Genomic DNA, 22,612 nt, shown 5'->3' on the forward strand with positions numbered 1-22,612 from the left:
CCCGCAGAATTCAGAGAGACAGATAGAGTGAAGCATATCAATGATGAGATGAGCCTATCCTTCACTTGACTGGACATTCTGCCGCCTTTGTACTCTTTTGAAGAACACCCGGGAAGAGTGTTTGCTTTATCCCACACATTCCATCCAACGCGCCGGACACGTGGCTCGCACACCAGAAGCCACGTGCATCCCCCCACTCCTCCGCGTTCGCAATGAGAGTTAACTCTTGCTCCGGAGTCAGAGGGATCACCGTTAATTCAACTCGACTACCAGTTCCCACCTGATACTTTTTGTAGCTGGCCAAGCTGGCATCGCGCCCCTCAAATAGCCCACCGGTTCCTCGACGACCACCAGGTGCGTAGCTGCCGGAAGGGTCGTAGAGGAAATCAGGCTTGCCAGGTATCGAAACATGAATCGCCGAATGGCTTGCAATACCGAAATCGTATGTCGTTATTAGCGTCGTCGTCAGCCCAAGCGGATCAGTAAATCGGGCGGGGTTCGAGATCACGTAGCCATACGTACTGACGCCCGCGCTCAACCCAACGGGATCGCTCTCCACGTATCTAGCCGACGCCGGGTCATAGTCACGGAAGTAGTTGTAGAACAACCCGCTCGCATCCGTCGCCTGCTGGCCCGGGAAGCGTAGCGCCAGTTCGAATGCCACACCATCGCCATCCGGATCGGCATTGGGAATCTGGTTGCCGAACACCTCGCTCTTGTTGCTCCACTCCCAGATCGAGACATTCCGCACCGGGTCGATCACCACGCGCGGTGTGCCCAGGTGATCTGGTTGGACGTAGGCCAGTTCCGGCACGCCGGTACTCTGCACATTGATCAGCGCCACCGGGTAGTTGTCCAGCCAGATGGCCTGCTGCTGCGCCTGGCCCGTGGCCGAGTAGTTGCCCAGCCACTGTCCTGCCTCGTCGTACAGCGTGATCTGCGCCGCGCCACCGGCCGGGGTGCGCAGCACGCGCTCTCCACGATGGTTGTAGCCATAGGTTTCCAGCACCGCATTGCCCTGCTTCACCGCGTTCATGCGATTGGCATCGCTGTAGGTGAACGTCTTGCTGCCGATGCTGGTGGTGTTACCCACCGCGTCATGGGTGCGCGCTTCGCCATCCACCGCAGTCAGGCGATGGCTGGTTGCGGGATAGGTGTAGCTGGCGGTGCCTGCCGACGTGGTCAGCGCGGTCCGATTACCGGTGGCGTCGTAGGCATAGGTTTCGATCGGCGTGCCGGTCGTGCCGTCCTGGGTCTGGGTCAGGCGGCCCAGCGTGTCGTAGGCGTACTTGGCGAGTACCGTTGAGCCTGTGCCGTTCTTCAGCTCGGTGATCGAACCGACCGGGTCGTAGCCATAGCCCAGCGACAGGCCACCTGCGGCCGGGTCGTGTACCGCCTGCGGGCGATAGTCCAGGTCCAGCGGACGCTGCAGCTGTCGGCCATTGCCATAGGTCCAGCCCGTCGCCGGGCCGAAGGCCGCATAGGTCACGTTGTTCACCACGATCTGGCGTGCCTGGCCGGGCCGGGTCAGGCCGACCTGGCTGATGCGGCCCTGAATATCGCGCACGTAGTCGGCCACGGTGCCGTCGGGGTAGGTCAACGCGGTCAGGCGACCCGACTTGCTGTAGGCATAGCGCAGCGTGCTGGCGACACCATTAACGGTCTGCACCTTGCGGGTGACCTGCCCGAAGCGGTCATGGCAGTACTGGGTGCTGCCATTGGCGTGCAGCACCTGCCCCAGACGCCCCTTGGCGAAGCGCTCGTCGGCGGCACAGGCGGCAGGCGCCACGTCATAGCTGTAGCCCGCGTCCAGATTGGGATCCGGGTAGGCGATGCCGATCAGGCGGTTGAGTGCATCGTAGTGATAGGTGGCGGTGACGCCACGCGCATCGGTAGCCGTCTTGCGGTTGCCGGCGGCATCCACGGTGAAGCTGCTGGCGCCACTGTCCGGGCTGACCTGCCCGGTCAGATCACCGAAACCGTTGTAGGCATAGGTCGTATGCAGGCCTTTCGGGTCGGTGACCTGGGTGACCTGGTCCAGCGCGTTGTACTGGCTGCGGATCTCCGCCGCCACGCCGCCGACATCCTGCAGGGTCTGCGCCAAGCGGTTCAACGGGTCGTACTGCTGGCTGGTCACGCGCTGCAGGGCGTCGGTCACGGTCTGCGGGTTGCCGTTGGCATCGTAGGCAAAGCCGGTAGCGTGGTTGCCTGCGTCCTTCAGTGCGGTCAGCTGGCCGAGTGTGTTGAACGTCCGTGCCAGGGTACGGCGCAGGGTACCGCCTGCATCGAGCGTGTCTTCCTTGAGGCGATTGCCGGCGTTGTCCAGCGTGTAGTGAATCGTGTTGCCGGCGTTGTCCTCGATGCCGGTCAAGCGCAGCGCCGCATCGTAGACGTAGGACACGCTGCTGCCATCCGGCTCGGTGATTCTCTGCACTTGGCCGGTTGGCCAGTAGCTCAGCTGGGTGACCCGATCCTCGGCAGTGGTCGCGCCGCGCACGGTGATGGAGGTCGGCCAGCCGCGGGGATGGTAGGTGTAATCAGTCACCACGCCGTTGGCGTCCTTGACCGACAACGGCCGCCCGAAAGCGTCGTAGGCCAAGGTCTCGACCGTCTGGCCCAGCGCATTGGTCACGCTGCGCAGGTCGCCCTTGCGATAGCTGCAGGCACCTCCGGTCGCGCACCCTGCATCATCCGCCGAGTAATAGGCATAGGTAACGGCATCGGCCACATCCGTGCGCGGGCCATCCACACTCTTCAGCAGCCCCTCCACCGGGCAGCTGCCTGCCGCTGCCACATCAGCGGCTTCGCAGTACGTGTAGCTGGTGATGCGCGTCTGACCGGAAGCGGTGTCGGTCACCGTGTTGGCCGTCGGCTGGCGTCGGGCATTGAAGGCCGTGCGGGTTTCGCGGCTACCGATCCGGGTGGTCAGTACCGCATTGGTTTCGACGTCGCGCGCCGTGGTCACCACACGCTGCTCGGGCAAGCCGACCGCTTCGGTCACGGTATGGATGCTGACGGCACGACCGCTTACCGGATCGGTGCCCTGCGCATAGGTGTGCTTGGTCTGGATGCCGCGGCGATCGGTGTAGGTATCCAGACGCCGGCGGAAGTCGACACTCTGGTCGTAGTAGGTTCGGCTGACCGTTCCCTGCGAATCCGTCAGGCCGGTCACCTTGCGCGACGGAGCGCTATCGCCTCCGGGTGTCAGGGTGTAGTCGGTCTGCCGCCCAAGCGCGTCAGTCACCACCGCACCGCCATTGGGGCTGTAGGCCAGCGTCACGCCATCGGCACCGCCAGCGTGCTGACTGGAAATAACACGACCGTCGGAATCATAGACAAAAGTGCTGTAGCGACGCCCGTCTTCCGCCGTAATGCCGGTCAGGTGCTGGGAGAAAGCCTGGTTCTCATAGTGATACGTGCGCACGCCGCCACCCGCATAGGTCACCGTAGCAACCTGGTTCTGCGGCGTGTAGGTGTAGGTGGCGAGCGGAATGCCTTCAACCAGCACCGAACTGATCAGCGCCTCATAGTCGTTGGACTGGTAGACGAGCTCCAGTGTGCGCCCACTGCTGTGGGTGACAGCCGCAAGGCGGTCGCTGTCATCGTAGATGTAGGTCAGCGACGTGCCATCCGGGAAGCGCTTGGCGGCCAGACGCCCGTCCGCGCCGAAGGTCGAGATGGAGCCCGCTGAATACAGCGTCCAGCTGCCGTTCTGGACAAGACGATCGCCACTGTCGTCGTCCGCCTCATAGGCCTGGCCGATCTTCTTGAATGCCCGCTGGAAGCCGGTGCTCTCAATGAGGCCCACACTGTCAACACCATCCAGTGCCAGGTGGGCGCCCAGCGAATGGGTCCAGCCATAACCGAAGCCACCGGATGAGGTGGAGATGCCGGAGTGATAGAAACGCGTCAGTGCGATCCAGCCCAGATCAAAGTCCTGCGCGATTTCGTACTTCTCGCCGGTTTTGACGTCACACGGATTGCCGACATTGCCGTCGCAAGGTGCCTTATTCGTCGCCTCGCTGTCCTCTTCCGAGGGACAATTCGTACCGGCGCTGTCCTTGTCGCACTTCTGCGACTTCGAGGTGATGGTAGCAACGAATTCTTCGCTGACGCAGGCGTTGTGCTTGTTGGACCACTGCGTGAATGGGATCGGGCAGTTCAAGCGCCGGGTACGCGCGACCGCCACCGTTCCGGTGTACGGCGTGCAGGGTGATTCAGCCGTATTGTTGCCAGCCATTGAAGTCAGATCGTAGTAGCGTGACTCCATGACACCTTCCTGATCGGGCGAGGCTGCAAACCAATCGCCAGACGGAGTGACCGCCGCCCCGGGGCACACGGGATTGTTGGCTTGTTGGTCCGCAAGAAAATCAGCAACCATCGCCTCTTCGGTCGGGAATATGTCACGCCCAATGTAGGACCAGTCCGGATCGGAGGGTTGCGCCTTCCCCATCCAGTAGGTGATCGACGTGTTGCCGTTCAAGTCCACGACTTTCGACTTGATCTTGTCGACGTACTGCCAGCCGAACTGGAACTCCGGCGGGAACGGGCTGGGTGCGGGCAGGTTCTTGATGGCAGCCACCGCCGCCTGCTGGGTCTTGTATTGAGTCGCATCGCCGCCGGGCTGCGAAATACGCCAGGTGATCCTGCTTTCCTGCGCCTGTGCCACGGCAGGGGCGAAGCCGCCGACGGCAACAATCGCCAGCACGGCACACGAAATGGTCTTCAGTCGTTCCAACATCCCTGTTCTCCTTCCTGGACGAACACAGCGCCGGCGGGAACGAGAACGCGGAGCTGTGCCCCGCGTCATGCTTCGGATCGTCCCTGGTCCGGAATGCGGCAGTGCCACATGCGGCCTTTATCGTTGAGGACGCTTGCATATTCAAGTGTGGAGTCGCGTAACCGGTCACAGATTCAAGCATCCGTGGCCATTCAGCGGCCTACGCCCCGCTCCCATGACTTCTTCTACAGGGAGGCCGTGTTCATAGCTCACAACACTAGCAGCACAACTGCCGCACACGCCCTGCTCTTCTCGGGCTTCACGCGTGGCTCGCACCGCTACCTGGCAACCGGCCACACCCTCCAGCGCGAGGACCCTGCTGCGGTGGTGACCGCGATTCAATCGGTCTGCGACACCGCGAAGTAGCCGTTCCGGGCAACGGCTTCCCCCATTGTTCCCCGCTACTGCCCGCGCAGCCGCACGGCAAAGTACCGCGCCGGGGAAAGGCCAAGCGCCTTCTTGAACATCGTGATGAAGGCCGTCACCGACTCATAGCCCAGCGTCTCGGAAACGCGTTGTACCGGTGCACCCGCGGCGAGTTCACGAATGGCGATGAGCAGATGCAACTGCTGCCGCCAGCGCCCGAAGGACAAGCCCGTTTCCCGTTCGATGAGCCGGGTCAACGTGCGCTCGCCCAGGGCCAGGCGCAAGGCCCACTGGCCGATGGTGCTGCGGTCTGCCGGATCCGCCGACAGCGCCGCAGCCAGCGCACGCACCTTCGGGTGATGGCTGACCGGCAACGACAGGTGCTCGGCCGGCATCTGTACCAGCTCGTCCAGCAACACGCGCGCCAGCCGGTCGGTGTGGCTGCCATGCGGGTAGTCCAGCGGCGCGTCGGCCAGGTGCAGGATCATCTCGCGCAGCATCGGGGAGATCGCCAGCGTCACGCATTGCATGGGCAGATCGACGATGCCGGGCTCGACGAACAGGTAGCACAGGCGCGCGTTGGCGGTGGCGCGGTTGCTGTGCGGCATGCCACCCGGAATCCAGACGCCACACTGGGGCGGCACGATCCACAACGCATTGGCCACTTCGCAGGTCACCGCCCCATGCAGCGCAAGAATGAGCTGACCCTTGCGGTGCTCATGCACGGGAATCTCCGCGTCGTGCTCGGCCACCTGCAGGCGGCTGGCGACCGCCGGGCGATCGGTCTCGTCCGGGTCCAGGTCAAAGCCGGGGAGCGAAATGCGAGCCATTCTCACATTGGCCGGTTTTAGCGATTGATTGTCATTGTAGCGAAATTCGCCAGTGCGGCCGATCACTAGCATGAGCCGCATGCACTCCCCCACCCCGTTCCGCCCCTACATGCGCCAGGCATTTGCCCGGTTGAAAAACCCTGCCCTCAGGACCGATCAGGAAGCGCTGCTGTTCTCGCTCAAATGTCTGCTCGCCGCGTCGCTGGGGCTGTATGTCTCTCTAAGGGTCGGCCTGAATCGCCCGTTCTGGGTGATCGGCACGGTCTATCTGGTGTCACAGCCCCTTTCCGGGGCAACGCTCAGCCGCGGCCTGTTCCGCCTGCTCGGTACCGTGGGCGGGGCCGTCGCCACCGTCGTGCTGGTGCCACGTTTCGCCAATGCCCCCCTGGTGCTGAGCGCCGCACTCGCCACGTGGATGGCGCTGTGCCTGTATCTGGCGATGCTCGACCGCACGCCACGTGCCTATGCGTTCCTGCTGGCCGGCTATACCACCAGCCTGATTGGATTTCCTGCGGTGATGGTGCCGGGAGACGTGTTCACCATTGCCATCACGCGGGTGCAGGAAATCGCCATCGGCATCCTGGCTGCAACGCTGGTACATGCGCTGGTGCTGCCGCGCCGGGTCTCGATGCGCGTGCACGCGCGGGTTGCTGCCGTGCTGGATGATGCGGAACGATGGACACGGGACACGCGCGCCGGTGCATCGGACACGGTACTGGCGACGGACCGCTCGAAAGTGGCCGCCGACCTGCTCGAGCTGCATGTGCTGTCGATCCACCTGCCCTACGACAGCGCCCACGGCGTGGCGCAGGTGCAGATCCTGCGCACCCTGCACGACCGGATGCTGGACGTCCTGATGCTGTCCAGCGCGGTGGAAGATTCCATCGACCGGCTGCGTTCACCACAGGCCTGCGCGATGGATGCAACGGGCTGGCGCGATCTGCTGCAGGCAGGCCTCGCCGCGCAACAGGCCGAGCTCGACCTCGCCCACGCCGACTGCCGCGTGCTGCAGGCGCAACTGCACACTGCCCGTCCCGACTGGCGTCGGCATGTACCTGCCCGCCTTGCACGACATGTGCAGGGTGCGGTACTTCACCGGGATCATCGGCTTGCCCTGCGCAGCGCGCTGGGCGCATTCGCCGGCATCCTGCTGAGCTGCGTTCTGTGGATCGTCACCGGCTGGTCGGAGGGCGCCACGGCGGTGTCCATCATCGGCACGGCGTGCGTGCTGTTCGGCACGATCGAAGCGCCGGCACCGCATGTCATGCGCTACCTGGTGGGATCGTGCATCGGCGTGGCCGTCGGCCTGCTCTACGCTCTACTGATCTTCCCCGCGTTGTCCGATATCACCGGCCTGATTGCCGCGCTCGCGCCGGTGCTGCTGCTGTGCGGATCGTTCCTGGCCCGGCCGCCCTTCATCATGGCCGCCCTGGGCGTGGTGCTGACCTTCCCGATCATCGCAGGCCTGGGCGCGACCAATTCGGTCAACATCGTCGGCGCACTCAACAACAGCGTTGCGCTGTTCGTGGGTACGACGGTGGCACTGTGCAGCATGCAGCTGTTCCAGACCGCCGACGCGGGCCGCAACCGCGCACGGTTGGAGCATTCGATCCGTCGGGATATCGCACGACACACCGCCGGACGAGGTGATGTGACCCGCGCCTGGCTCAGCCGCATGCTGGATCGAATCGGGCTGCTCGCTCCAAGGTTGCAGGGCCGTTCCAGCGCAGTACACGAGCTGCGGGCATTGTTTGCGGACGTTCGTGCGGCACATGCATCCAGCCAACTCCGCACACTGGACAAGTACCTGGACAACCCGCACGTTCGGGCGCTACACGCGGCGCTGGTCGAACGCGTCGCCGCACATTTCAGGGTTCGCGCCCACGCGCCACGCAGTGTCGATGCCCATCTTCTGAAGTTGTTGGACTGCATGCGCGAGGCCGCAACAGCCATCGCCGAGGCCGATCGAGGGAATCTGCTGCACCTGCTCAGCGGGTTGCGCCGCGACCTGCTGGCCTCACCGCTCACCCATCGGCACTGACCGCATGCTCTCCGATCTTTCCATTGATGGCGTGCTCATTCCCGGCCTGCTCGCCGTGGCCGCCGTCGCACTGGCGCTGTCGATGCTGACCTCACGCCTGCTCGCCAGCCTCGGTCTGTACCGGCTGTTCGCCGCGCGGCCGCTGGTGGGCCTGTCCCTGTTCGTGATCCTGGCGGAGCTGATGATCCGGCTCTCGCCCCTGCTCGAGAAATGAAATGAAAGACCTGCTTGCTGTCATCGGGCGCTGGAGCGCAACGCTGGGCGTGTGTGCGCTTGCCGCCATTGCCGCGCTCTCCCTCTGGAATCGTTACGAAATGCGCCCGTGGACGCGGGATGGGCGGGTGCGCGCCGATGTGGTTCGCGTTGCGTCGGACATGGGGGGGCTGGTCACCCAGGTGCTGGTGCGCGACAACCAGCGGGTCAGTGCCGGCCAGCTGCTGCTGGTGCTCGATCAGCCACGCTTCGCCGCCACGCTGGAGAAGGCAGACGCGGCGGTCAGGAGCGCGCATGCCACGCTGGCGCTGGCCCGCCGCGAATCGGCGCGGGACAACGCACTTGGCAACCTGGTCGCTTCGGAAACCCGCGAACGCAATGCCGCCAAGGTCGATACCGAGCTGGCCGCGCTGGCGCAGGCACGGGCTGAACAGCGCGTTGCCCAGCTCAACGTGCAACGCACCGAGGTGCGCGCAACCACCGATGGCATCATCACCAACCTCGACCTGCACGCGGGCGACTACCTGCAACCCGGTGCGCAGGCACTGGCGCTGATCGACACCGGCAGCCTGCGTATCGAGGGCTACTTCGAGGAAACCAAACTGGCCTGCATCACCGAGGGCGATGCCGCCGTGGCCCGGCTGATGGGCGACAACCACGACGTCCGCGGACACGTGGATACCATCGCCGCCGGCATTGCCGACGATCAGCGCTCAAGCACACACAACCTGCTGCCCGCCGTGGCGCCAACTTATACCTGGGTGAGGCTGGCGCAGCGCATCCCGGTACGCATCCGCATCGATGATGCGCCGTCGGATATCCGCCTGATCGTGGGTCGCACTGCGAGTGTGACCATCACACCCTCGGCACCGGGAGCCTGCAAGTGAGCGTGCGAACACTACGCGGTGGGCTGCTTGCCCTGCTGCTGCCCATGACGGCCTGCGTATCCGGCCCCGACTATCACCTGCCTGCGAATGCGGTCGCGGCCTCCCCCCAGGTGGCGCGGGCGTTCGTCTCGGGCCAGGAGGCATCGTTCAGCCAGGACGCGCCACCAGATCAATGGTGGCACCTGTACGGCGACCCCCGGCTTGACGCCTACGTACGCGAAGCACTGGCGGCCAATACCGACCTGCGCGCCGCCGATGCCAACCTTCGGCGCGCCAGCGCAACCGTGCTGGAGTACCGCGCGCGCGGTGCCGTGCAAGCCGACGTGGATGCATCGGGCACGCTCACCCATACAGGTGGTTACGCCCAAGCGTCGGCCGCGCCGCAGTCGTATGCGCTGGGCCTTCACCTCTCCTATCCACTGGATCTTGCAGGCGGCATCCGCCGCGGCATCGAAGCCGCCAACGCGGACGCCGAGGCCGTCGCTGCGGCACGCGACCAGGTCCGCGTGGTCGTCGCTGCTGCCGTCACGCGTGCCTATCTCCAGGTGTGCACCCGCAATCACACGCTCGCCGCAACCCGGCAGGTGCTGGCGATCCAGCACGCCACGCTGGAGGCAACCCGCCGCCTCGCCGCAGGCGGCCGAGGAACGGACTTCGATGTCAGCCGTGCCGGTGCCGCCGTCAACCGCAGCGCGGCGGGGATACCGCACCTGCTGGCCGAACGTCAGGCCGCACTGTTCGAACTGGCCGCATTGATGGGCAGGGTGCCGGCAGACTATCCGAGGGAGGCGGAAGCGTGCCCGCGCCCCCCGGAGCTGGAGCAGGCGCTGCCGGTCGGTGAGGGCTGGCAGCTGCTACAGCGGCGCCCTGACATCCGTGCCGCCGAGCGGAGCCTTGCCGCGGCCACGGCGATGATCGGCGTAGAGACCGCGGAACTTTATCCGCGGGTCACCCTGGGCGCATCCCTGGGCACAGCAGGCACGCGAGGGCAGCTGCTTTCGGCCGACGGTTTCGGGGCGAGCGTCGGGCCGCTGCTCTCATGGCACTGGCCCAACCGCCGCGTGGCCAAGGCCCGCATCGCGGCGGCCGGCGCCAATGTGGATGCCGCTCTTGCCTCCTTTGACGGCATCGTGCTGCAGGCACTGCGCCAGACCGAGACCGCGCTTTCTGCCTGCACGCAGGAGCTTGAACGCGAGCGCAGCCTGGCGCAGGCGCGCAGGGACGCGGCGCGCGCAGCCGGACAGGCACAGCAGCTCTACCGCTTCGGCAGGATCGATTTTCTCGACGTGCTTTCGGCCCAGGCCGCGCTGGCAGATGCGGAGTCCGCACTGGCGGCCTCCCGCGCGGAGCGGGTCGACCGTCAGATGGATGTGTTCCTGTCACTGGGTGGCGGTTGGGCTGCAGGGGCCGTCGCCATTGGTGCGGCCCGCTGACGTCGTCTTCGCAGCAGCAGCCGCTACCCGATCTGTTCATGAAAGCCCTGTCCACATCCGTATTCATTCACACGGCCTGCCCTATATTCGCGCTCACAGCGCCGCATATCGCGGCCATGACGGAGGCATCCCGATGACATCCATACGTCTTCTTGCCATTGCCGTGGGCTCGGCCGCAGCACTCGCCGTAGCGCCCGCCTTCGCCGATCCGCCGCACCACGCCCGCGGCAACGGCCCGCCACCGCATGCGGGCGGCCCGCATAACCGTGATGCGCCGCCGCCGGGCTGGCAGAAGAAGGCCTGGCGACGTGGCGAGCGCCTGCCGTGGGCCGAAGTGGACCGCCGCTACTGGGTAGACGATTACGCGCGCTATGACCTGCGCGAGCCGGGCCGCGACCGGCGTTGGGTGCGCCAGTCCGACAACGAGTACCTGTTGGTGGAGATCGCCACCGGGCTGATCATCGACGCCCTGCATCGCTGAAGCGACCTGCAGCGTCCCACATGGAGCGATTTACCCCGGTGCAGACACCCTACGACCGGGGTCGCTCCGGTCGGCGGTGTTTGCGCCCACCGCGCCCCACATGCCTCCGCTGCCGCCCGGCATGCATGCCCTCCCGCAGTGCGATATGCCCGAACATCAGCGCCGCGGCAACGAGCCCCATCGCAACCAGTATTTCGAATCCCCAATCACCAAAGAGCAGGCGGATGGAGATCTCCAGTGAGCACAGCCTGCCGCAGCTCAGGCCGTGCTCGTTGAAGCCATAAATGAGCACCATTACGCCCATCAGCCCGCACAACGCCATCAGGGCCAAGCTTGCGATGAAGATGAAAGGTCGATGGATACGCATGCGCTCGTCGCGGTCTTCTACGGTGATGTCCAGCGCGACGTTGCGAGCACGCGATCGGAGGCATCCAGCTCTACCGACCAGGCTTGGGTATCCAGGCCCAGCCGGTTCTCATACCACCGTCGCTGCGCACAGCGACCACCGCATCCACTGCTGGCATGCGGGTAAAGGGAGCACCGGCATGCTCCACCACGTCAGGTTGCCCCGGCACCCGCAGTACCTCGGCCCTGCTCGCCCCGACCGGGACCGAGGCAAGCGCGTGGGAATGCCACGCTGAGATCGCCGAGCAACTGGCAACGTACGCCACGAACAGGCCGGCAAGCCCCTCCATCAGTGTCCTCATTGACAGACCCCCTCCTGCGCCTCGCGCCCACGCATCATCCGCGCAGACCTTCTTCAACGTCAAACCTCGACAAGCGGGCCTGTTGCAGCGCCCGGCATCCGTGCTAGCGTGCGCCGACCGATGATTCAGGATGAACACAGGGACGCCCGTCGATGGCAGGCAAGCGCCGGAAGGACAGGATCGCGCAGGAGATCGGCCTGTTCATGCAGCAGTACGCGCGCAAGGCGCAGCGCCATACCGAACCCAACGACCGGCCGTACGATCGGAAACTGGAAGCGCGGCTCAAGCGCTTGCCACCGGAAGAACTGGGTAGGCTGCTTTCCGGAGAAGAGGACGACGATGACTAGCCCCGCCGGAATGGCCAGGCGCGCCATCGTCGTGACATTCTGTAGCGCGCTCGGCGCCTGCGGACTGGTGATGGACAGTTCGTTCGACACTCTGTGCGAGGCGCTTGACGCCGACATGGTGAACAAGGGATGGATTCCCGATTGGGTACCCCACGAGGCGACCGACCTGCGCGAGGTACACGACCTCGACTCGAACACCAGCGCGCTGGCCTTCACCAAGCCCCCTGCGATACCACTGCAGCTGCCTGCGGATTGCCAGGCAACCACATTCAACGACCGCGATCCTGTTGCGTTCAATCGACACTGGTGGCCTGGCGACGCGACGCTCAGCGCGTCGTACCGCGTCTTTCGCTGCGCACCTGAATCCGGAAAATCGGTCTTCGTCGCCATCAACAGGACCGAAGACCGCGTGCTCTTCTGGCGAACCTACGCACGGTGATGCGCCCGCACCGTCGCCCCTCTTCTCAGGAACCCGTGATGCCCAACGCGCGTGCACGCTTCGCCGCCCTCGCCCTCTCTCTCGCGGCGTGCCTGCCGGCCTACGCCGCGCAGAACGCCCCCGCCGACATCGAAGCGATCGAACAGGTTGTCGAATCCTTCCGGACCTCGCTGATCAACAAGGACAAGCCGACCTACATGGACCTGTTCTTTTCGGACAAGCCGGAAGACATCGGCTGGCAGTATGTTTCCGAGGACGTGCGCCTGCAGGACATCCGCAAGGCCAAGCCCGATGCGATCAAGGCGCGGCAGATTCCCGCCAACAACTTCATCGCGCTGATCGATGGAGCGGTGGCCTCGCCGAAGCCGAAGGAGGAGACGTTCTCCAACACGAAGATCGAGACAGACGGCGACGTGGCCTCGGTGTCGTTCGACTACAGCTTCCACGACGATGGGGGGAAGACCAACTGGGGCAAGGAAATGTGGCAGCTGATCCGCACCGAACAGGGCTGGAAGATCTTTTCGGTGATCTATTCGATCCGCGACTCACGCAGCCCGGCCGATTGAACGTCGCTTGAGGACGCTGAGCGCCGATTGCCGATTGCGATCCATTCAGCCAGGGCATTGGCATCCGGCAAGAGATCGGGCAGAGTTCGGCCACGCGCAAGGACGCACGCCATGACCCGCCTGCTGATCATCGAAGACAACCCCGAGCTGGTTGCCAATCTGTATGCCTTCTTTGAACCGCTGGGCTACGTCCTGGACGACGCCCGCGACGGCGCCAGCGGACTGCGCCGGGCCACGCAGCACGACTACGACGCCATCCTGCTGGACCTGATGCTGCCGCGGCTGGACGGCATGACGCTGTGCCAGAAGCTGCGCCAGGAGTTCCAGAACCCGGTACCGATCCTGATGCTGACCGCGCGCGATCCGGTCGAAGACCGCGTGCAGGGCCTGGCCCTGGGCGCGGATGACTATCTGGTCAAACCGTTCTCGCTGACGGAACTGGATGCGCGGATCAAGGCCCTGGTACGACGCGCCCAGGGCCGCCAGGTCCAGAGCGTGCTGGCGTGGAAGGATCTGCAGGTGGACACGCGCTCGCCGCAGGCCTGGCGGCAAGGCCGCCGCATTGCGCTGACACCCACGTCGCACAAGCTGCTGATGTGCCTGGTGCGCGCGGCGCCCGCTGTGGTCCGCAAGCAGGAGATGGAATACCTGGTCTGGGGCGACGAGCCACCGGACAGCGGCGCGCTGCGAACACACATCCATGAGCTGCGCCTGCAGGTGGACCGCAGCTTCGACGCCGCGCTGATCACCACGGTGCACAGCGTCGGCTGGCGCATGCAGGCGTGAGCCCTGCCTCCCTCTACCGCCGCCTGAGCTTGCGTGCCCGCATCACGATCTCGTTCGTGCTGTTGATGGCCGGTGCCATGGGTTTCATCGTTCTGGCCGAACAGGTCGACTACGACCAGGTCCGGTCTGCTGTCGTCGCGCGGACCCAGCACGGTGAAGTGGAAAGGCTGCAGGCCGCGCTGGCTCGTGGCCAACGCCCCGCCCTGCCACCGGGGACCCAGCTGTTCGATGCCCATGACGCGCCTGTCGTGCTGCGCCAGTACGGCCCGGGCCATCACGGCGAAGAGGCGCCCAACGAGTGGCACCTGAGCGTCTTCAACAACGGCGACCAGCGCTACTACCTGCTGCAGGATGCGGCGCACTATGGCTATCTGGAACAACTGATCAACGCCTTTGCGGCACTGGTCATTTCGATCTGCGTGCTCGGCGCCTTCCTGATCGGCCGCAAGGTAGCGACGCACGTCATCGCACCCATCACGCGATTGGCGGACGCGGTGCAGGACGGCCAGAAGCCTTTTCCCTACCAGGACGCGCGCGATGAGATCGGTGTACTCGCCCGCGCCTTCGCCCGACACAGTGACGAGCTCGAACGGTTCCTGCATCGCGAACAGTGCTTCAGCGGCGATGCCAGCCACGAGCTGCGCACGCCGCTGGCCATCATCGGCGGCGCTGCGGAGACGCTCGCCTGCCAGCTTCCGGCCGACAGCCACCTGGTTCCCAGCGCGGAGCGCATCCTGCGCACCACCCAGGAGATGCAGCGCCAGCTGACCTGCCTGCTGCTGCTCTCACGCGCCCCCAGTACCGTGCCGCGCAACAAGGTGGCGCTGCGCCCGCTGATCGAATCCTGCATGGAGCGCTGCCAGCCGTGGATTTCCGGCAAGCCGGTGATCGTTGCGTTTGATGCCCGGCATGACGCCGTGCTGGACACCAACGCAGATCTGGCGCACAGCGTGATCTGGAACCTGCTGCGCAACGCCTGCCAGTACACCGAAAGGGGCGAAGTGAGGATCACCCTCCACGACACCGCACTCACCTTCGCCGACACCGGACCCGGCCTGCCCTCCAGTATCGACCCACAGCAGTTCCAGCGCTTCGTGCCCGGCAGCCCGCACAGTGGCGAGGGACTGGGGCTGTCCATCGTGCAGCGCATCGTCGAGCACCTGGGTTGGAGGATGACGGTGCGTTCCTCGCAGCAGGGCTGCCGGTTCAGACTGGAGTGGCCCATCTGACGGTTTCCTGACGCGCGCCTGCACATGCTGGGGATTGCTCACTTCACGGCGGAAACGGCATGCAGCACCCCAAGGACAGCGGCAAGTACCCGCACGGCAAGAGCGGCCTGAGCCGCATCTTCCACACCCTCATCCATTCGCGCGATGGTTTCATCGCCACCTTCCGCGGCGAGGCGGCCTTTCGCCAACTGCTGCTTCTGCACGCGCTGTTGATCATTGCAGCGTTCGTGCTGGACATCAGCAAGCTCGAACGGGCGCTGGTGCTGGCGGTCTGCTTCATCAGCCTGCTGGTGGAACTGCTCAACTCGGCGATCGAAGCAGTGGTCGATCGCATCTCACTGGAACAGCATCCACTGTCCAAGAACGCCAAGGACATGGGCAGCGCCGCGCAGACCACCGCACTGTTGATGGTGGGCGCGGTGTGGGGCGTGATCCTGCTGGGCTAGTCCGCCCAACCTGACAACTTCCTGATAAAGCGGTTTCGATACTGCGCGCACTCCCGCTCCACGGAACCTGCTCGTGCGTCAACGCCGCCGTTTTCCACGGCCCCATCCGATCGTTCTGGTCTGGGCCACCGCACTGTTCTTCACCACGATTGGAAACATCGCCCTCTGGAAGACGCTGTGGGGGCTGATCGACCTCAACAGCCTGCGCAGCGTGCTGTTCCTGGCCAGCTTGCCGGTGGTGCTTTTCTGCCTGTTCAACCTGCTGCTGACGCCACTGCTGGCACTGCCGTTCCTGCGCAGGCCGCTGCTGGTGCTGCTCGTTGTCGTCAGCGCCACCTGCAGCTACTTCATGCTGCACTACAACGTGCTGATCGATCGCAGCATGGTGCAGAACGTGTTCGAGACCAACCAGGCTGAACTGAACGCCTATCTGTCGCTGCCACTGCTGTTGACCCTGCTGGCGCTGGGCGGGCTGCCCGCGACCGGGCTGGCCCTGGTGCGCACCGCCAGCGGGGCGGGCTCGATACGTTCGTTCCTGGTGTGGCCAGTCAACGTCCTGGTATCCATGATGGTGCTGCTGGCGATCGGCTTTGCGTTCTACAAGGACTATTCGTCATTGCTTCGCAACAACCGCTACATCCGCGACCAGGTGCTGCCGTTGAACGTGGTGCGGCATACCCACGGTTACCTGAAGAGCCTCTACAGCACCCGCCAGCAACCGCTGCGCGCGATTGGCATGGACGCACGGCGCGCGCCGGGCCCGCGCCCGAAGCTGGTGATCCTGGTCGTCGGCGAGACCGCGCGATCACAGAACTTCCAGCTCAACGGCTACCCACGCGCGACCAATCCCCGGCTCTCGCGCAAGGAAGGCGTCATCAGCTTCAATGATGTCTCCTCATGCGGGACCGCCACGGCCATCTCCGTGCCGTGCATGTTCTCGCAGATGACCCGAGGCCAGTACGACGACGTGCGCGCCGCAACCGAGGAGAACGTGCTCGACATGCTGCAGCGCACCGGCATCCGCGTGCTCTGGCGCAACAACAACAACGGCGGCTGCAAGGGCGTGTGCGAACGCGTACCGACCGAGGACATGCCTGCGCTGAAGGTGGCCGGCCAGTGCGTCAACGCCGACGGCACCTGCTACGACGACGTGCTGCTGCACCAGTTGGGCGCACGCATCGATGCCATCAACGGCGACGCCCTGATCGTGCTGCATCAGCTCGGCAGTCATGGGCCGACCTACTTTGAACGGTATCCCGCAGCGTCGCGGGCTTTCAGCCCGACCTGCGACAGCAACCAGATCCAGCATTGCAGCAACGAGGCGCTGGTCAACACCTACGACAACACTCTGGTCCACACCGACCACCTGCTGGGCAAGGCCATCGACCTGCTGCAGGGCTATGCGGACCAGCGTGATGTCGCACTGATCTATGTGTCCGACCATGGCGAGTCGCTGGGCGAACGCGGGATGTACCTGCACGGCACGCCCTACTTCATCGCCCCGCGCGAGCAGACCCAGGTGCCGATGGTGATGTGGTTCTCACCGGAATTCAGCCGCAACGCAGGCCTGGACCTGGCCTGCCTGCACCAGAATGCCCTGCACCGGGCGCACAGCCACGACAACCTCTTCCACTCGCTGCTGGGCCTGTTCGCGGTCAACAGCGGGGTGTACCAGCACGATCTGGATGTGTTCGCAGGTTGCCGCGCGTCGGCTTCGCCGGCTGTGGCCACCTCACCGGCCAAAGAAAGGCGCCGGCTGATGCCGGTCGCTGCCCGGAACGTGGCGCGCTACTGCGCCGCCAGGGCGAAATCCAGGCCCGCACACACCGCCGCCACCTGGGCGTCGTTGCATTCCTGCGGGTTGGTGCGCGGGCTGTCCGGGTAGACCTCGGTGGTGGTGGCAAAGCGCGCGTCGGTGAAGCCGGCGCAGGCGCCGATCGAACGCGATTCACCCCAGACCACGCCCGGCGACTGCAGCGGCAGGCCGACCAGGTTGCCTTCGGCATCGGCCGGGGCGATATGGGTGACCGGGGCCACGGCGGTGATCAATGCCTTCTGGAACTCGGCCTGCGGATCTTCGCTGTTGCCGATCACGTAGAAACCATCCGGAATGGTGTCGCGCTCGAATGGCTTGCCGTCGCGGGCACAACGCGCCGGATCGAACTCCTGCAGGTCGCTGTCGGTGGTCTCGTGCAGGTCCAGGTGCACCAGCAGGTTCGGCTTGCGCTCGGCCACCCAGCGCATCAGCGCGGCGGCTTCCTCGATCTGGCCGCCGTCACGGAAGCTGCGGTTCGGGTCGATGGCATCCGGGTTCCAGCGCTGGATGCGCTCGTAGCCCCATGGGCTGACGCACGGCGCCACGATCAGGTTCAGCCGGCCCAGGTAACGCTCCGCCTGCTGCTCCAGGAACTGCAGGGCACCGTGCACGCCGCTGGTCTCGTAGCCATGCACGCCACCGGTGATCAGCGCGGTCGGCAGCGCCGGGTTCCAGTCGTGGTTGACCACGGCGAACAGCGGGTAATGGTCCGGCGCATAGTCCAGCTGGCCGTACTGGATCACATCGAAGCTGTCGTCCAGGCGCTCGAGCGCGGCCACCACGTCGTCGTGGTAGCTGCGCCGGCGCTGCTGGCGGGCCCGCCACTGTGCGCGTTCCGCGTCGCCCCAGGGCTGTCCGGGGGTGCCGATCGGGTAGAACTGCGCAACGGTCATTGGGGAACTCCAGGGGTCGAACGGGATGGGTGCAGCCGGACATTCTAAGCCTTGTCGCGCCTGCGGGCGCCCCCGCCCCGCCCCGCCTTCATCCAGCCGGGGTCATCTGGTTGTAAAATCAATGGTTTTTGGCCCCTCACCCCTTGATGGCGAACGCAGCGCAGCCGGTCCTGGGTGGACCGGAGTTCCTCCGCCTGCTCGCCCGTCTCAGCGACGGCGCGATGCCGGCCACCAGTCCCGCCCTGACCGATCGCCTCGGCCAGTGGGTGGACTGGAGCCGTGCCGTGGCCCTGTCCGGGGCGCTCGGCGGACGCCTGCCCGAGCCCGGTGAAGCCGCCGAGGCAGTCGAGGATGTACTGGCCGACTGCGCGCAGGCGCACGCCAGCCTGCTGGCCTCGATCCGCGAGGATGCCGAGGCCGAGCGCCTGCTGGACCTGGCCGAAGCTGCCGCCGCACCCAACTTCGCCTCGCTGCGCCAGCGCTACCGGGTACTGCAGCAGGCCATCCAGACCGCCACGGGCCGCCTGCGCGGCCGCCTGCGCGACCAGCTGGTGCAGGTTTCGCCCGAGCTGGCGCGGCTGGCCGAGGTCGATGCGGTGATGGAACAGACCCTCACCCCGCGCGAGCACAGCCTGCTGGCCACTGCGCCGGCCGTGCTCGGCGCCCGATTTGAACGCGTGCACGGCCAGCCCGGCTGGCGCACGGCCTTCCGCCATGACATGCGCACGCTGCTGCTCGCCGAGCTGCAGCTGCGCTTCCACCCGATCGAAGGGCTGCAAGACGCCCTGCGCTCCCACTGACCGGAACACCATGTCCAGAACTGCTTTCCATGTCGTTGTCTTCCTTGTCGGCCTGCTGGCCGTGTGCTGGATCGGCATTGGCTACGTTTCGGTGCATCCGCTGGGTGCAGCGGTGGCGGCGATCATCGCGGCCTGCTACATCGCCGGTGGCGTGGAGCTGTACCGCTACCGCCAGGCCAGCAACGGCCTGCGCGCCGCACTGAACGACCTGTCCAGCGCGAAGGAAAGCCTCGCCCCCTGGCTGGAGCGCGTGCCGGTAGGCCTGCGCAACGCCGTGCGCCTGCGCGTGGAGGGCGAGCGCACCGCCCTGCCCGCACCGGTGCTGACCCCTTACCTGGTCGGCCTGCTGGTGCTGCTGGGCATGCTCGGTACCCTGCTGGGCATGATGGACACGCTGCGTGGCACCGGACTGGCCCTGCAGAGCGCGACCGACATGGCCGCCATCCGCGGCTCGCTGGCCTCGCCGGTGCAGGGCCTGGCGGTGGCATTCGGTACCTCGATCGCCGGTGTGGCCAGCTCGGCCATGCTCGGCCTGCTGGCGGCGCTGCTGCGTCGGGATCGGCTGCAGGCCGTGCAGCAGCTGGACCGGGCCATTGCAGGCGACCTGCATCCCTACTCGCAGGCCTGGCAGCGCGCCGAGTCGCTGCGCCTGCTGCAGGCACAGTCCGCCGCGCTGCCGGCACTGGTCGACCGCCTACAGGCGATGACACAGACCTTTGAACAGCACAGCACGGCCGCCAACGAGCGCCTGCTGGCCGGCCAGGCCGAATTCCTGACCCAGAGCCAGGCGCTGCAGGAGCGTCTGGCGGTCTCGCTGCAGCAGTCGCTGCGCGAAGGCGCCGAAGCCAGCGCCGCCGCCATCGGCGGTGCGCTGCAGCCGATGGCCGAGACCACGCTGGCTGGCCTGGCCCGTCACAGCGAAGCACTGCACGCCCGCGTCGAGCAGGCCGTGCAGCAGCAGCTGGCTGGCCTGAGCGACGGTTTCGAGCGCAGCCGCGTTGCGACCGAAGCCAGCTGGGCCAAGGTGGTGAGTGAACAGAGCCAGGCACAGCAGGCCCTGGTGGACGATCTGCGCCAGCACCTGCAGGCCTTCAGCGATGGCCAGGGCACGCAGGCCGAAGCACTGGTCGCGCGCATCGGCGAGCGCCTGCAGGTCGATGCCAACGGCAACGCCGAGGCCTGGCGCGCCGCCATCGAGCAGCAGCAGGCACTGAACAGCGCGCTGGTCGAGCGCCAGCAGCAGGCGCTGCTGGCGGCCGGCCAGCAGCTGGACGAGCATGCGCAGGCATTGCTGCGGGCACTGGAGCAGCGTCACGACGCCAGCCAGTCGTTGCTGCAGGACCACGAACAGCAGCGCTCGCAGCAGTGGCAGGCCGCCCAGGCTGCCGCCGCAGCTGCGCACGCCGAACTGCAGGCCTGCCTGGACACTCGCGAACAGCAGCGCCAGGCGCGCTGGGACGCGGTCAGCGCCGAACTGCAGCAAGCCCACGCCGCGCTGCATGCGCAGCTGCAGGCCGGCGACGAACAGCGCCTGCAGCGCTGGAGCGATGCCTTGCAGCACGTTTCCACCGACCTGGCCGAGCGCCTGCGGGCCAACGGCGAGCGCCTGGCTGCGCAGCAGCAGCAGGTCTGCGACACGCTGGCGGCGACCGCACAGCAGATCGGCGAGAACGGTCGTGCACAGGCCAGCGCAACGCTGGCCGAAGTCTCCACCCTGCTGCAGACCGCGGCAGCCGCGCCGAGGGCCGCTGCCGACGTCATCAACGAACTGCGCAGCACGCTCTCTGAAAGCCTGGTGCGTGACAACGCAATGCTGGAAGAACGCGGTCGCCTGCTGGCCACCGTGCAGACCCTGCTCGATGCGATCAACCATGCCTCGCACGAACAGCGCACCGCCGTGGACGCGCTGGTTGGCGGATCGGCCGAGCTGCTGGAGCGCGTCGGCAACCGCTTCACCGACCATATCGCCGCCGAGACCGGGAAGCTGGACGGCATCGCCGCAGCGCTCAACGGCAGCGCCGGTGAAGTGGGCCTGTTGGCCAGCACCTTTGGTGAAGCGGTCGCGCAGTTCGGCAGTGCCTCCACCGAGCTTTCCGGCCGCCTGGAACAGATTGGCGGCGCACTGGATGCCTCGCTGGCCCGCAGCGATGAGCAGCTGGCCTACTACGTGGCGCAGGCGCGCGAGGTGGTCGACCTCAGCCTGCTGTCGCAGAAGCAGGTGATGGAAGAACTGCAGCAGCTGGCCACGCGCCGCGGCAAGGCCGGCAGCGCATGAGCGACGAGCTGGAGGTCGATGGCGGCTCACACGCCCCGATCTGGGCCGCCTTCGGCGACCTGATGTCGGTGCTGCTGGGTGCGTTCGTGCTGATCCTGGTGGGTGTGGTCGCGGTGCAGCTGGAGCTGTCGCAGCGGTTGGACCAGGAAGTGAAGCAGCGCCAGGCCGAAGCCAAGCGCCTGCAGACGCTCGAACAGGCACTGGCTGGCCCGCTGGCTGCCGGTCGCGTGACGCTGGTTGACGGCCGCATCGGCATCAGCGGCAGCGTGTTGTTCGCGCTCAACTCCGACCAGCTGCAGCCGGAAGGCCAGGAGCTGCTGCGCAGCCTGGCGGCACCGCTGGCCGCCTATCTGGGCAGTCGCGAAGAAATCCTCATGGTCAGCGGCTTCACCGATGACGCGCCCGTGCGCGAAGGCAACCGCCGCTTCGCCGACAACTGGGAGCTGTCCGCGCAACGTTCGCTGACCGTGACCCGTACCCTGATTGCCGATGGCGTACCGGCTGACGCCGTGTTCGCCGCCGCGTTCGGCAGCGAGCAGCCGGTCAGTTCCAATGCCAATGAGGAAGGACGCGCACGCAACCGTCGCGTGGAGATCGCGCCGATTCCCAAGCCCAAGGCCCCGGATGCCAAGTAAGCCGCCCGCACTGGAGGGACTGCGCGCACTGGTGCGCGACCTCGATGCGGGGTCGCGCTCGCTGCCGCATTACCCGCGGGTGCCGATGCTGCAGCAGGTCCAGCGCGAGTGGTCGGAACTGCGCAGCGAACTGCAGGTGCGCCGCTCGCTGCGCGCCGAGGCTCCGGCTGACGGCGGCCCGCTGAACTCGGCGGTGCTGGTGCAGCGCATGCTGGACACGCTGCAGGCCGCCAGCCCAGGTTACCTGCGCCATTTCATCGACTACGTGGACACCCTGTCCTGGCTGCAGGCGCTGCAGGACGGTGCCGTGAGCAGTGGTGACACCGCAAAGCCGAAGCGCACGCGCAAGCCGCGCAACGCGGGTTGATCGCACAGTGACGCCGACCTCGTTCGGCGCCCCCGTAGACGCCAACCTTGGTTGGCGTTCCACCAACGACGCCGCGCATGCCAACCAAGGTTGGCATATATCAATGCATGCTCCGGCATGCCACGCGTGTAGCGGTGTCACCAGACAGTCATCTGTCTAGCGCACCATTTTCACGTGGACCCACGGCGCGTGCAGCGCCTGCAGTCGCATCGCTTGTCTCCCCTTTTTTAATTCCATGAGCTCCGCGCCAGCGCGGTGGCTCGTGCCTGCCTGAG

General features: G+C 66.0%; 20 protein-coding genes and 1 pseudogene. 17 read left to right on the forward strand and 4 right to left on the reverse strand.

Translation table 11 applies throughout. The annotated features are described in order from the left end of the window. Positions 1-61: 61 nt before the first annotated feature. Complete coding sequence (locus M1L61_RS12945; protein WP_248853591.1) at positions 62-4,741, reverse strand: RHS repeat-associated core domain-containing protein; 4,680 nt, start codon at positions 4,739-4,741, stop codon at positions 62-64. A gap of 270 nt (positions 4,742-5,011) precedes the next feature. Between M1L61_RS12945 and M1L61_RS12950 the strand changes: the two are divergent. Next, a pseudogene (locus tag M1L61_RS12950) lies at positions 5,012-5,146 on the forward strand (alpha/beta hydrolase); the annotation flags it as partial. 35 nt (positions 5,147-5,181) lie between these two features. Here the strand turns inward: M1L61_RS12950 and M1L61_RS12955 are convergent. Next, positions 5,182-5,976, reverse strand: a complete 795-nt coding sequence (locus tag M1L61_RS12955) for a helix-turn-helix transcriptional regulator (RefSeq protein ID WP_049409424.1) — start codon at positions 5,974-5,976, stop codon at positions 5,182-5,184. Positions 5,977-6,055: 79 nt separating this feature from the next. On the opposite strand from M1L61_RS12955, the gene M1L61_RS12960 reads away from it, so the two are divergent. The 5 genes from M1L61_RS12960 to M1L61_RS12980 all read left to right on the forward strand — a co-directional run bounded on the left by M1L61_RS12960 (position 6,056) and on the right by M1L61_RS12980 (position 11,031). Continuing rightward, on the forward strand, positions 6,056-8,017 hold the full coding sequence (locus M1L61_RS12960; protein WP_248853592.1) for an FUSC family protein: 1,962 nt from the start codon (positions 6,056-6,058) through the stop codon (positions 8,015-8,017). Between the two features lie 4 nt (positions 8,018-8,021). After that, on the forward strand, positions 8,022-8,231 hold the full coding sequence (locus M1L61_RS12965) for a DUF1656 domain-containing protein (RefSeq protein ID WP_248853593.1): 210 nt from the start codon (positions 8,022-8,024) through the stop codon (positions 8,229-8,231). Position 8,232: 1 nt separating this feature from the next. Next, positions 8,233-9,117 (forward strand): biotin/lipoyl-binding protein, encoded by an 885-nt coding sequence (locus M1L61_RS12970; RefSeq protein WP_248853594.1) that lies wholly within the window; start codon positions 8,233-8,235, stop codon positions 9,115-9,117. Next, positions 9,114-10,550, forward strand: coding sequence for an efflux transporter outer membrane subunit (locus tag M1L61_RS12975; RefSeq protein WP_248853595.1), 1,437 nt, complete (start codon positions 9,114-9,116; stop codon positions 10,548-10,550). The genes M1L61_RS12970 and M1L61_RS12975 overlap by 4 nt, the downstream gene beginning before the upstream one ends. Before the next feature lie 133 nt (positions 10,551-10,683). Next, on the forward strand, positions 10,684-11,031 hold the full coding sequence (locus M1L61_RS12980; RefSeq protein WP_019337825.1) for an RcnB family protein: 348 nt from the start codon (positions 10,684-10,686) through the stop codon (positions 11,029-11,031). Positions 11,032-11,080: 49 nt separating this feature from the next. Here the strand turns inward: M1L61_RS12980 and M1L61_RS12985 are convergent, their stop codons facing one another. Then, entirely contained in the window at positions 11,081-11,398 is a 318-nt protein-coding gene (locus M1L61_RS12985) for a hypothetical protein (protein WP_248853596.1), read from the reverse strand. Positions 11,399-11,890: 492 nt separating this feature from the next. Between M1L61_RS12985 and M1L61_RS12990 the strand changes: the two genes are divergently transcribed. The 7 genes from M1L61_RS12990 to M1L61_RS13020 all read left to right on the forward strand — a co-directional run bounded on the left by M1L61_RS12990 (position 11,891) and on the right by M1L61_RS13020 (position 17,436). Beyond that, positions 11,891-12,085: a hypothetical protein gene (locus M1L61_RS12990; protein WP_049409423.1), complete on the forward strand. Its 195-nt coding sequence runs from the start codon at positions 11,891-11,893 to the stop codon at positions 12,083-12,085. Further along, complete coding sequence (locus tag M1L61_RS12995) at positions 12,078-12,524, forward strand: hypothetical protein (RefSeq protein ID WP_143994302.1); 447 nt, start codon at positions 12,078-12,080, stop codon at positions 12,522-12,524. Before M1L61_RS12990 ends, M1L61_RS12995 begins: the two co-directional genes overlap by 8 nt. A gap of 38 nt (positions 12,525-12,562) precedes the next feature. Beyond that, entirely contained in the window at positions 12,563-13,090 is a 528-nt protein-coding gene (locus M1L61_RS13000) for a nuclear transport factor 2 family protein (protein WP_248853597.1), read from the forward strand. 111 nt (positions 13,091-13,201) lie between these two features. Further along, a complete protein-coding gene (locus M1L61_RS13005) occupies positions 13,202-13,876 on the forward strand; it encodes a response regulator transcription factor (protein ID WP_143994300.1) in 675 nt (224 codons plus the stop codon). After that, on the forward strand, positions 13,873-15,105 hold the full coding sequence (locus M1L61_RS13010; protein ID WP_248853598.1) for a HAMP domain-containing sensor histidine kinase: 1,233 nt from the start codon (positions 13,873-13,875) through the stop codon (positions 15,103-15,105). The genes M1L61_RS13005 and M1L61_RS13010 overlap by 4 nt, the downstream gene beginning before the upstream one ends. 59 nt (positions 15,106-15,164) lie before the next feature. After that, positions 15,165-15,551 (forward strand): diacylglycerol kinase, encoded by a 387-nt coding sequence (locus tag M1L61_RS13015; protein ID WP_010485254.1) that lies wholly within the window; start codon positions 15,165-15,167, stop codon positions 15,549-15,551. Between the two features lie 73 nt (positions 15,552-15,624). Continuing rightward, positions 15,625-17,436 (forward strand): phosphoethanolamine--lipid A transferase, encoded by a 1,812-nt coding sequence (locus tag M1L61_RS13020; protein WP_248853599.1) that lies wholly within the window; start codon positions 15,625-15,627, stop codon positions 17,434-17,436. Here M1L61_RS13020 and M1L61_RS13025 read toward each other — a convergent pair. Then, a complete protein-coding gene (locus tag M1L61_RS13025; RefSeq protein WP_248853600.1) occupies positions 17,340-18,260 on the reverse strand; it encodes a M14 family metallocarboxypeptidase in 921 nt (306 codons plus the stop codon). The genes M1L61_RS13020 and M1L61_RS13025 overlap by 97 nt on opposite strands. 146 nt (positions 18,261-18,406) lie before the next feature. Here M1L61_RS13025 and M1L61_RS13030 point away from each other — a divergent pair, with 146 nt between their 5' ends. From M1L61_RS13030 to M1L61_RS13045, 4 genes are read left to right on the forward strand one after another with little or no spacing between them, the layout of a single operon-like run. After that, positions 18,407-19,060: a DUF3348 family protein gene (locus tag M1L61_RS13030; protein WP_019337835.1), complete on the forward strand. Its 654-nt coding sequence runs from the start codon at positions 18,407-18,409 to the stop codon at positions 19,058-19,060. A 10-nt stretch (positions 19,061-19,070) separates the two neighbouring features. Then, complete coding sequence (locus M1L61_RS13035; RefSeq protein WP_248853601.1) at positions 19,071-21,335, forward strand: DUF802 domain-containing protein; 2,265 nt, start codon at positions 19,071-19,073, stop codon at positions 21,333-21,335. Continuing rightward, complete coding sequence (locus M1L61_RS13040) at positions 21,332-21,970, forward strand: OmpA family protein (protein WP_005409939.1); 639 nt, start codon at positions 21,332-21,334, stop codon at positions 21,968-21,970. Before M1L61_RS13035 ends, M1L61_RS13040 begins: the two co-directional genes overlap by 4 nt. After that, the gene (locus M1L61_RS13045) at positions 21,960-22,337 is read left to right on the forward strand and encodes a DUF2894 domain-containing protein (RefSeq protein ID WP_248853602.1); all 378 of its coding nucleotides are present in this window, start codon (positions 21,960-21,962) and stop codon (positions 22,335-22,337) included. The genes M1L61_RS13040 and M1L61_RS13045 overlap by 11 nt, the downstream gene beginning before the upstream one ends. The last annotated feature ends 275 nt before the right edge of the window (positions 22,338-22,612 follow it).

The organism is Stenotrophomonas sp. NY11291 (genome assembly GCF_023277365.1).
GTDB classification, from domain to species: Bacteria; Pseudomonadota; Gammaproteobacteria; order Xanthomonadales; family Xanthomonadaceae; genus Stenotrophomonas; species Stenotrophomonas geniculata.

Coding starts and splice junctions, on each gene's coding strand:
- M1L61_RS12945 (WP_248853591.1), bottom strand. CDS start 4,741: ATGTTGGAACGACTGAAGACCATTTCGTGTGCCGTGCTGGCGATTGTT.
- M1L61_RS12955 (WP_049409424.1), bottom strand. CDS start 5,976: ATGGCTCGCATTTCGCTCCCCGGCTTTGACCTGGACCCGGACGAGACC.
- M1L61_RS12960 (WP_248853592.1), top strand. CDS start 6,056: ATGCACTCCCCCACCCCGTTCCGCCCCTACATGCGCCAGGCATTTGCC.
- M1L61_RS12965 (WP_248853593.1), top strand. CDS start 8,022: ATGCTCTCCGATCTTTCCATTGATGGCGTGCTCATTCCCGGCCTGCTC.
- M1L61_RS12970 (WP_248853594.1), top strand. CDS start 8,233: ATGAAAGACCTGCTTGCTGTCATCGGGCGCTGGAGCGCAACGCTGGGC.
- M1L61_RS12980 (WP_019337825.1), top strand. CDS start 10,684: ATGACATCCATACGTCTTCTTGCCATTGCCGTGGGCTCGGCCGCAGCA.
- M1L61_RS12985 (WP_248853596.1), bottom strand. CDS start 11,398: ATGCGTATCCATCGACCTTTCATCTTCATCGCAAGCTTGGCCCTGATG.
- M1L61_RS12990 (WP_049409423.1), top strand. CDS start 11,891: ATGGCAGGCAAGCGCCGGAAGGACAGGATCGCGCAGGAGATCGGCCTG.
- M1L61_RS12995 (WP_143994302.1), top strand. CDS start 12,078: ATGACTAGCCCCGCCGGAATGGCCAGGCGCGCCATCGTCGTGACATTC.
- M1L61_RS13000 (WP_248853597.1), top strand. CDS start 12,563: ATGCCCAACGCGCGTGCACGCTTCGCCGCCCTCGCCCTCTCTCTCGCG.
- M1L61_RS13005 (WP_143994300.1), top strand. CDS start 13,202: ATGACCCGCCTGCTGATCATCGAAGACAACCCCGAGCTGGTTGCCAAT.
- M1L61_RS13015 (WP_010485254.1), top strand. CDS start 15,165: ATGCAGCACCCCAAGGACAGCGGCAAGTACCCGCACGGCAAGAGCGGC.
- M1L61_RS13025 (WP_248853600.1), bottom strand. CDS start 18,260: ATGACCGTTGCGCAGTTCTACCCGATCGGCACCCCCGGACAGCCCTGG.
- M1L61_RS13030 (WP_019337835.1), top strand. CDS start 18,407: ATGGCGAACGCAGCGCAGCCGGTCCTGGGTGGACCGGAGTTCCTCCGC.
- M1L61_RS13035 (WP_248853601.1), top strand. CDS start 19,071: ATGTCCAGAACTGCTTTCCATGTCGTTGTCTTCCTTGTCGGCCTGCTG.
- M1L61_RS13040 (WP_005409939.1), top strand. CDS start 21,332: ATGAGCGACGAGCTGGAGGTCGATGGCGGCTCACACGCCCCGATCTGG.
- M1L61_RS13045 (WP_248853602.1), top strand. CDS start 21,960: ATGCCAAGTAAGCCGCCCGCACTGGAGGGACTGCGCGCACTGGTGCGC.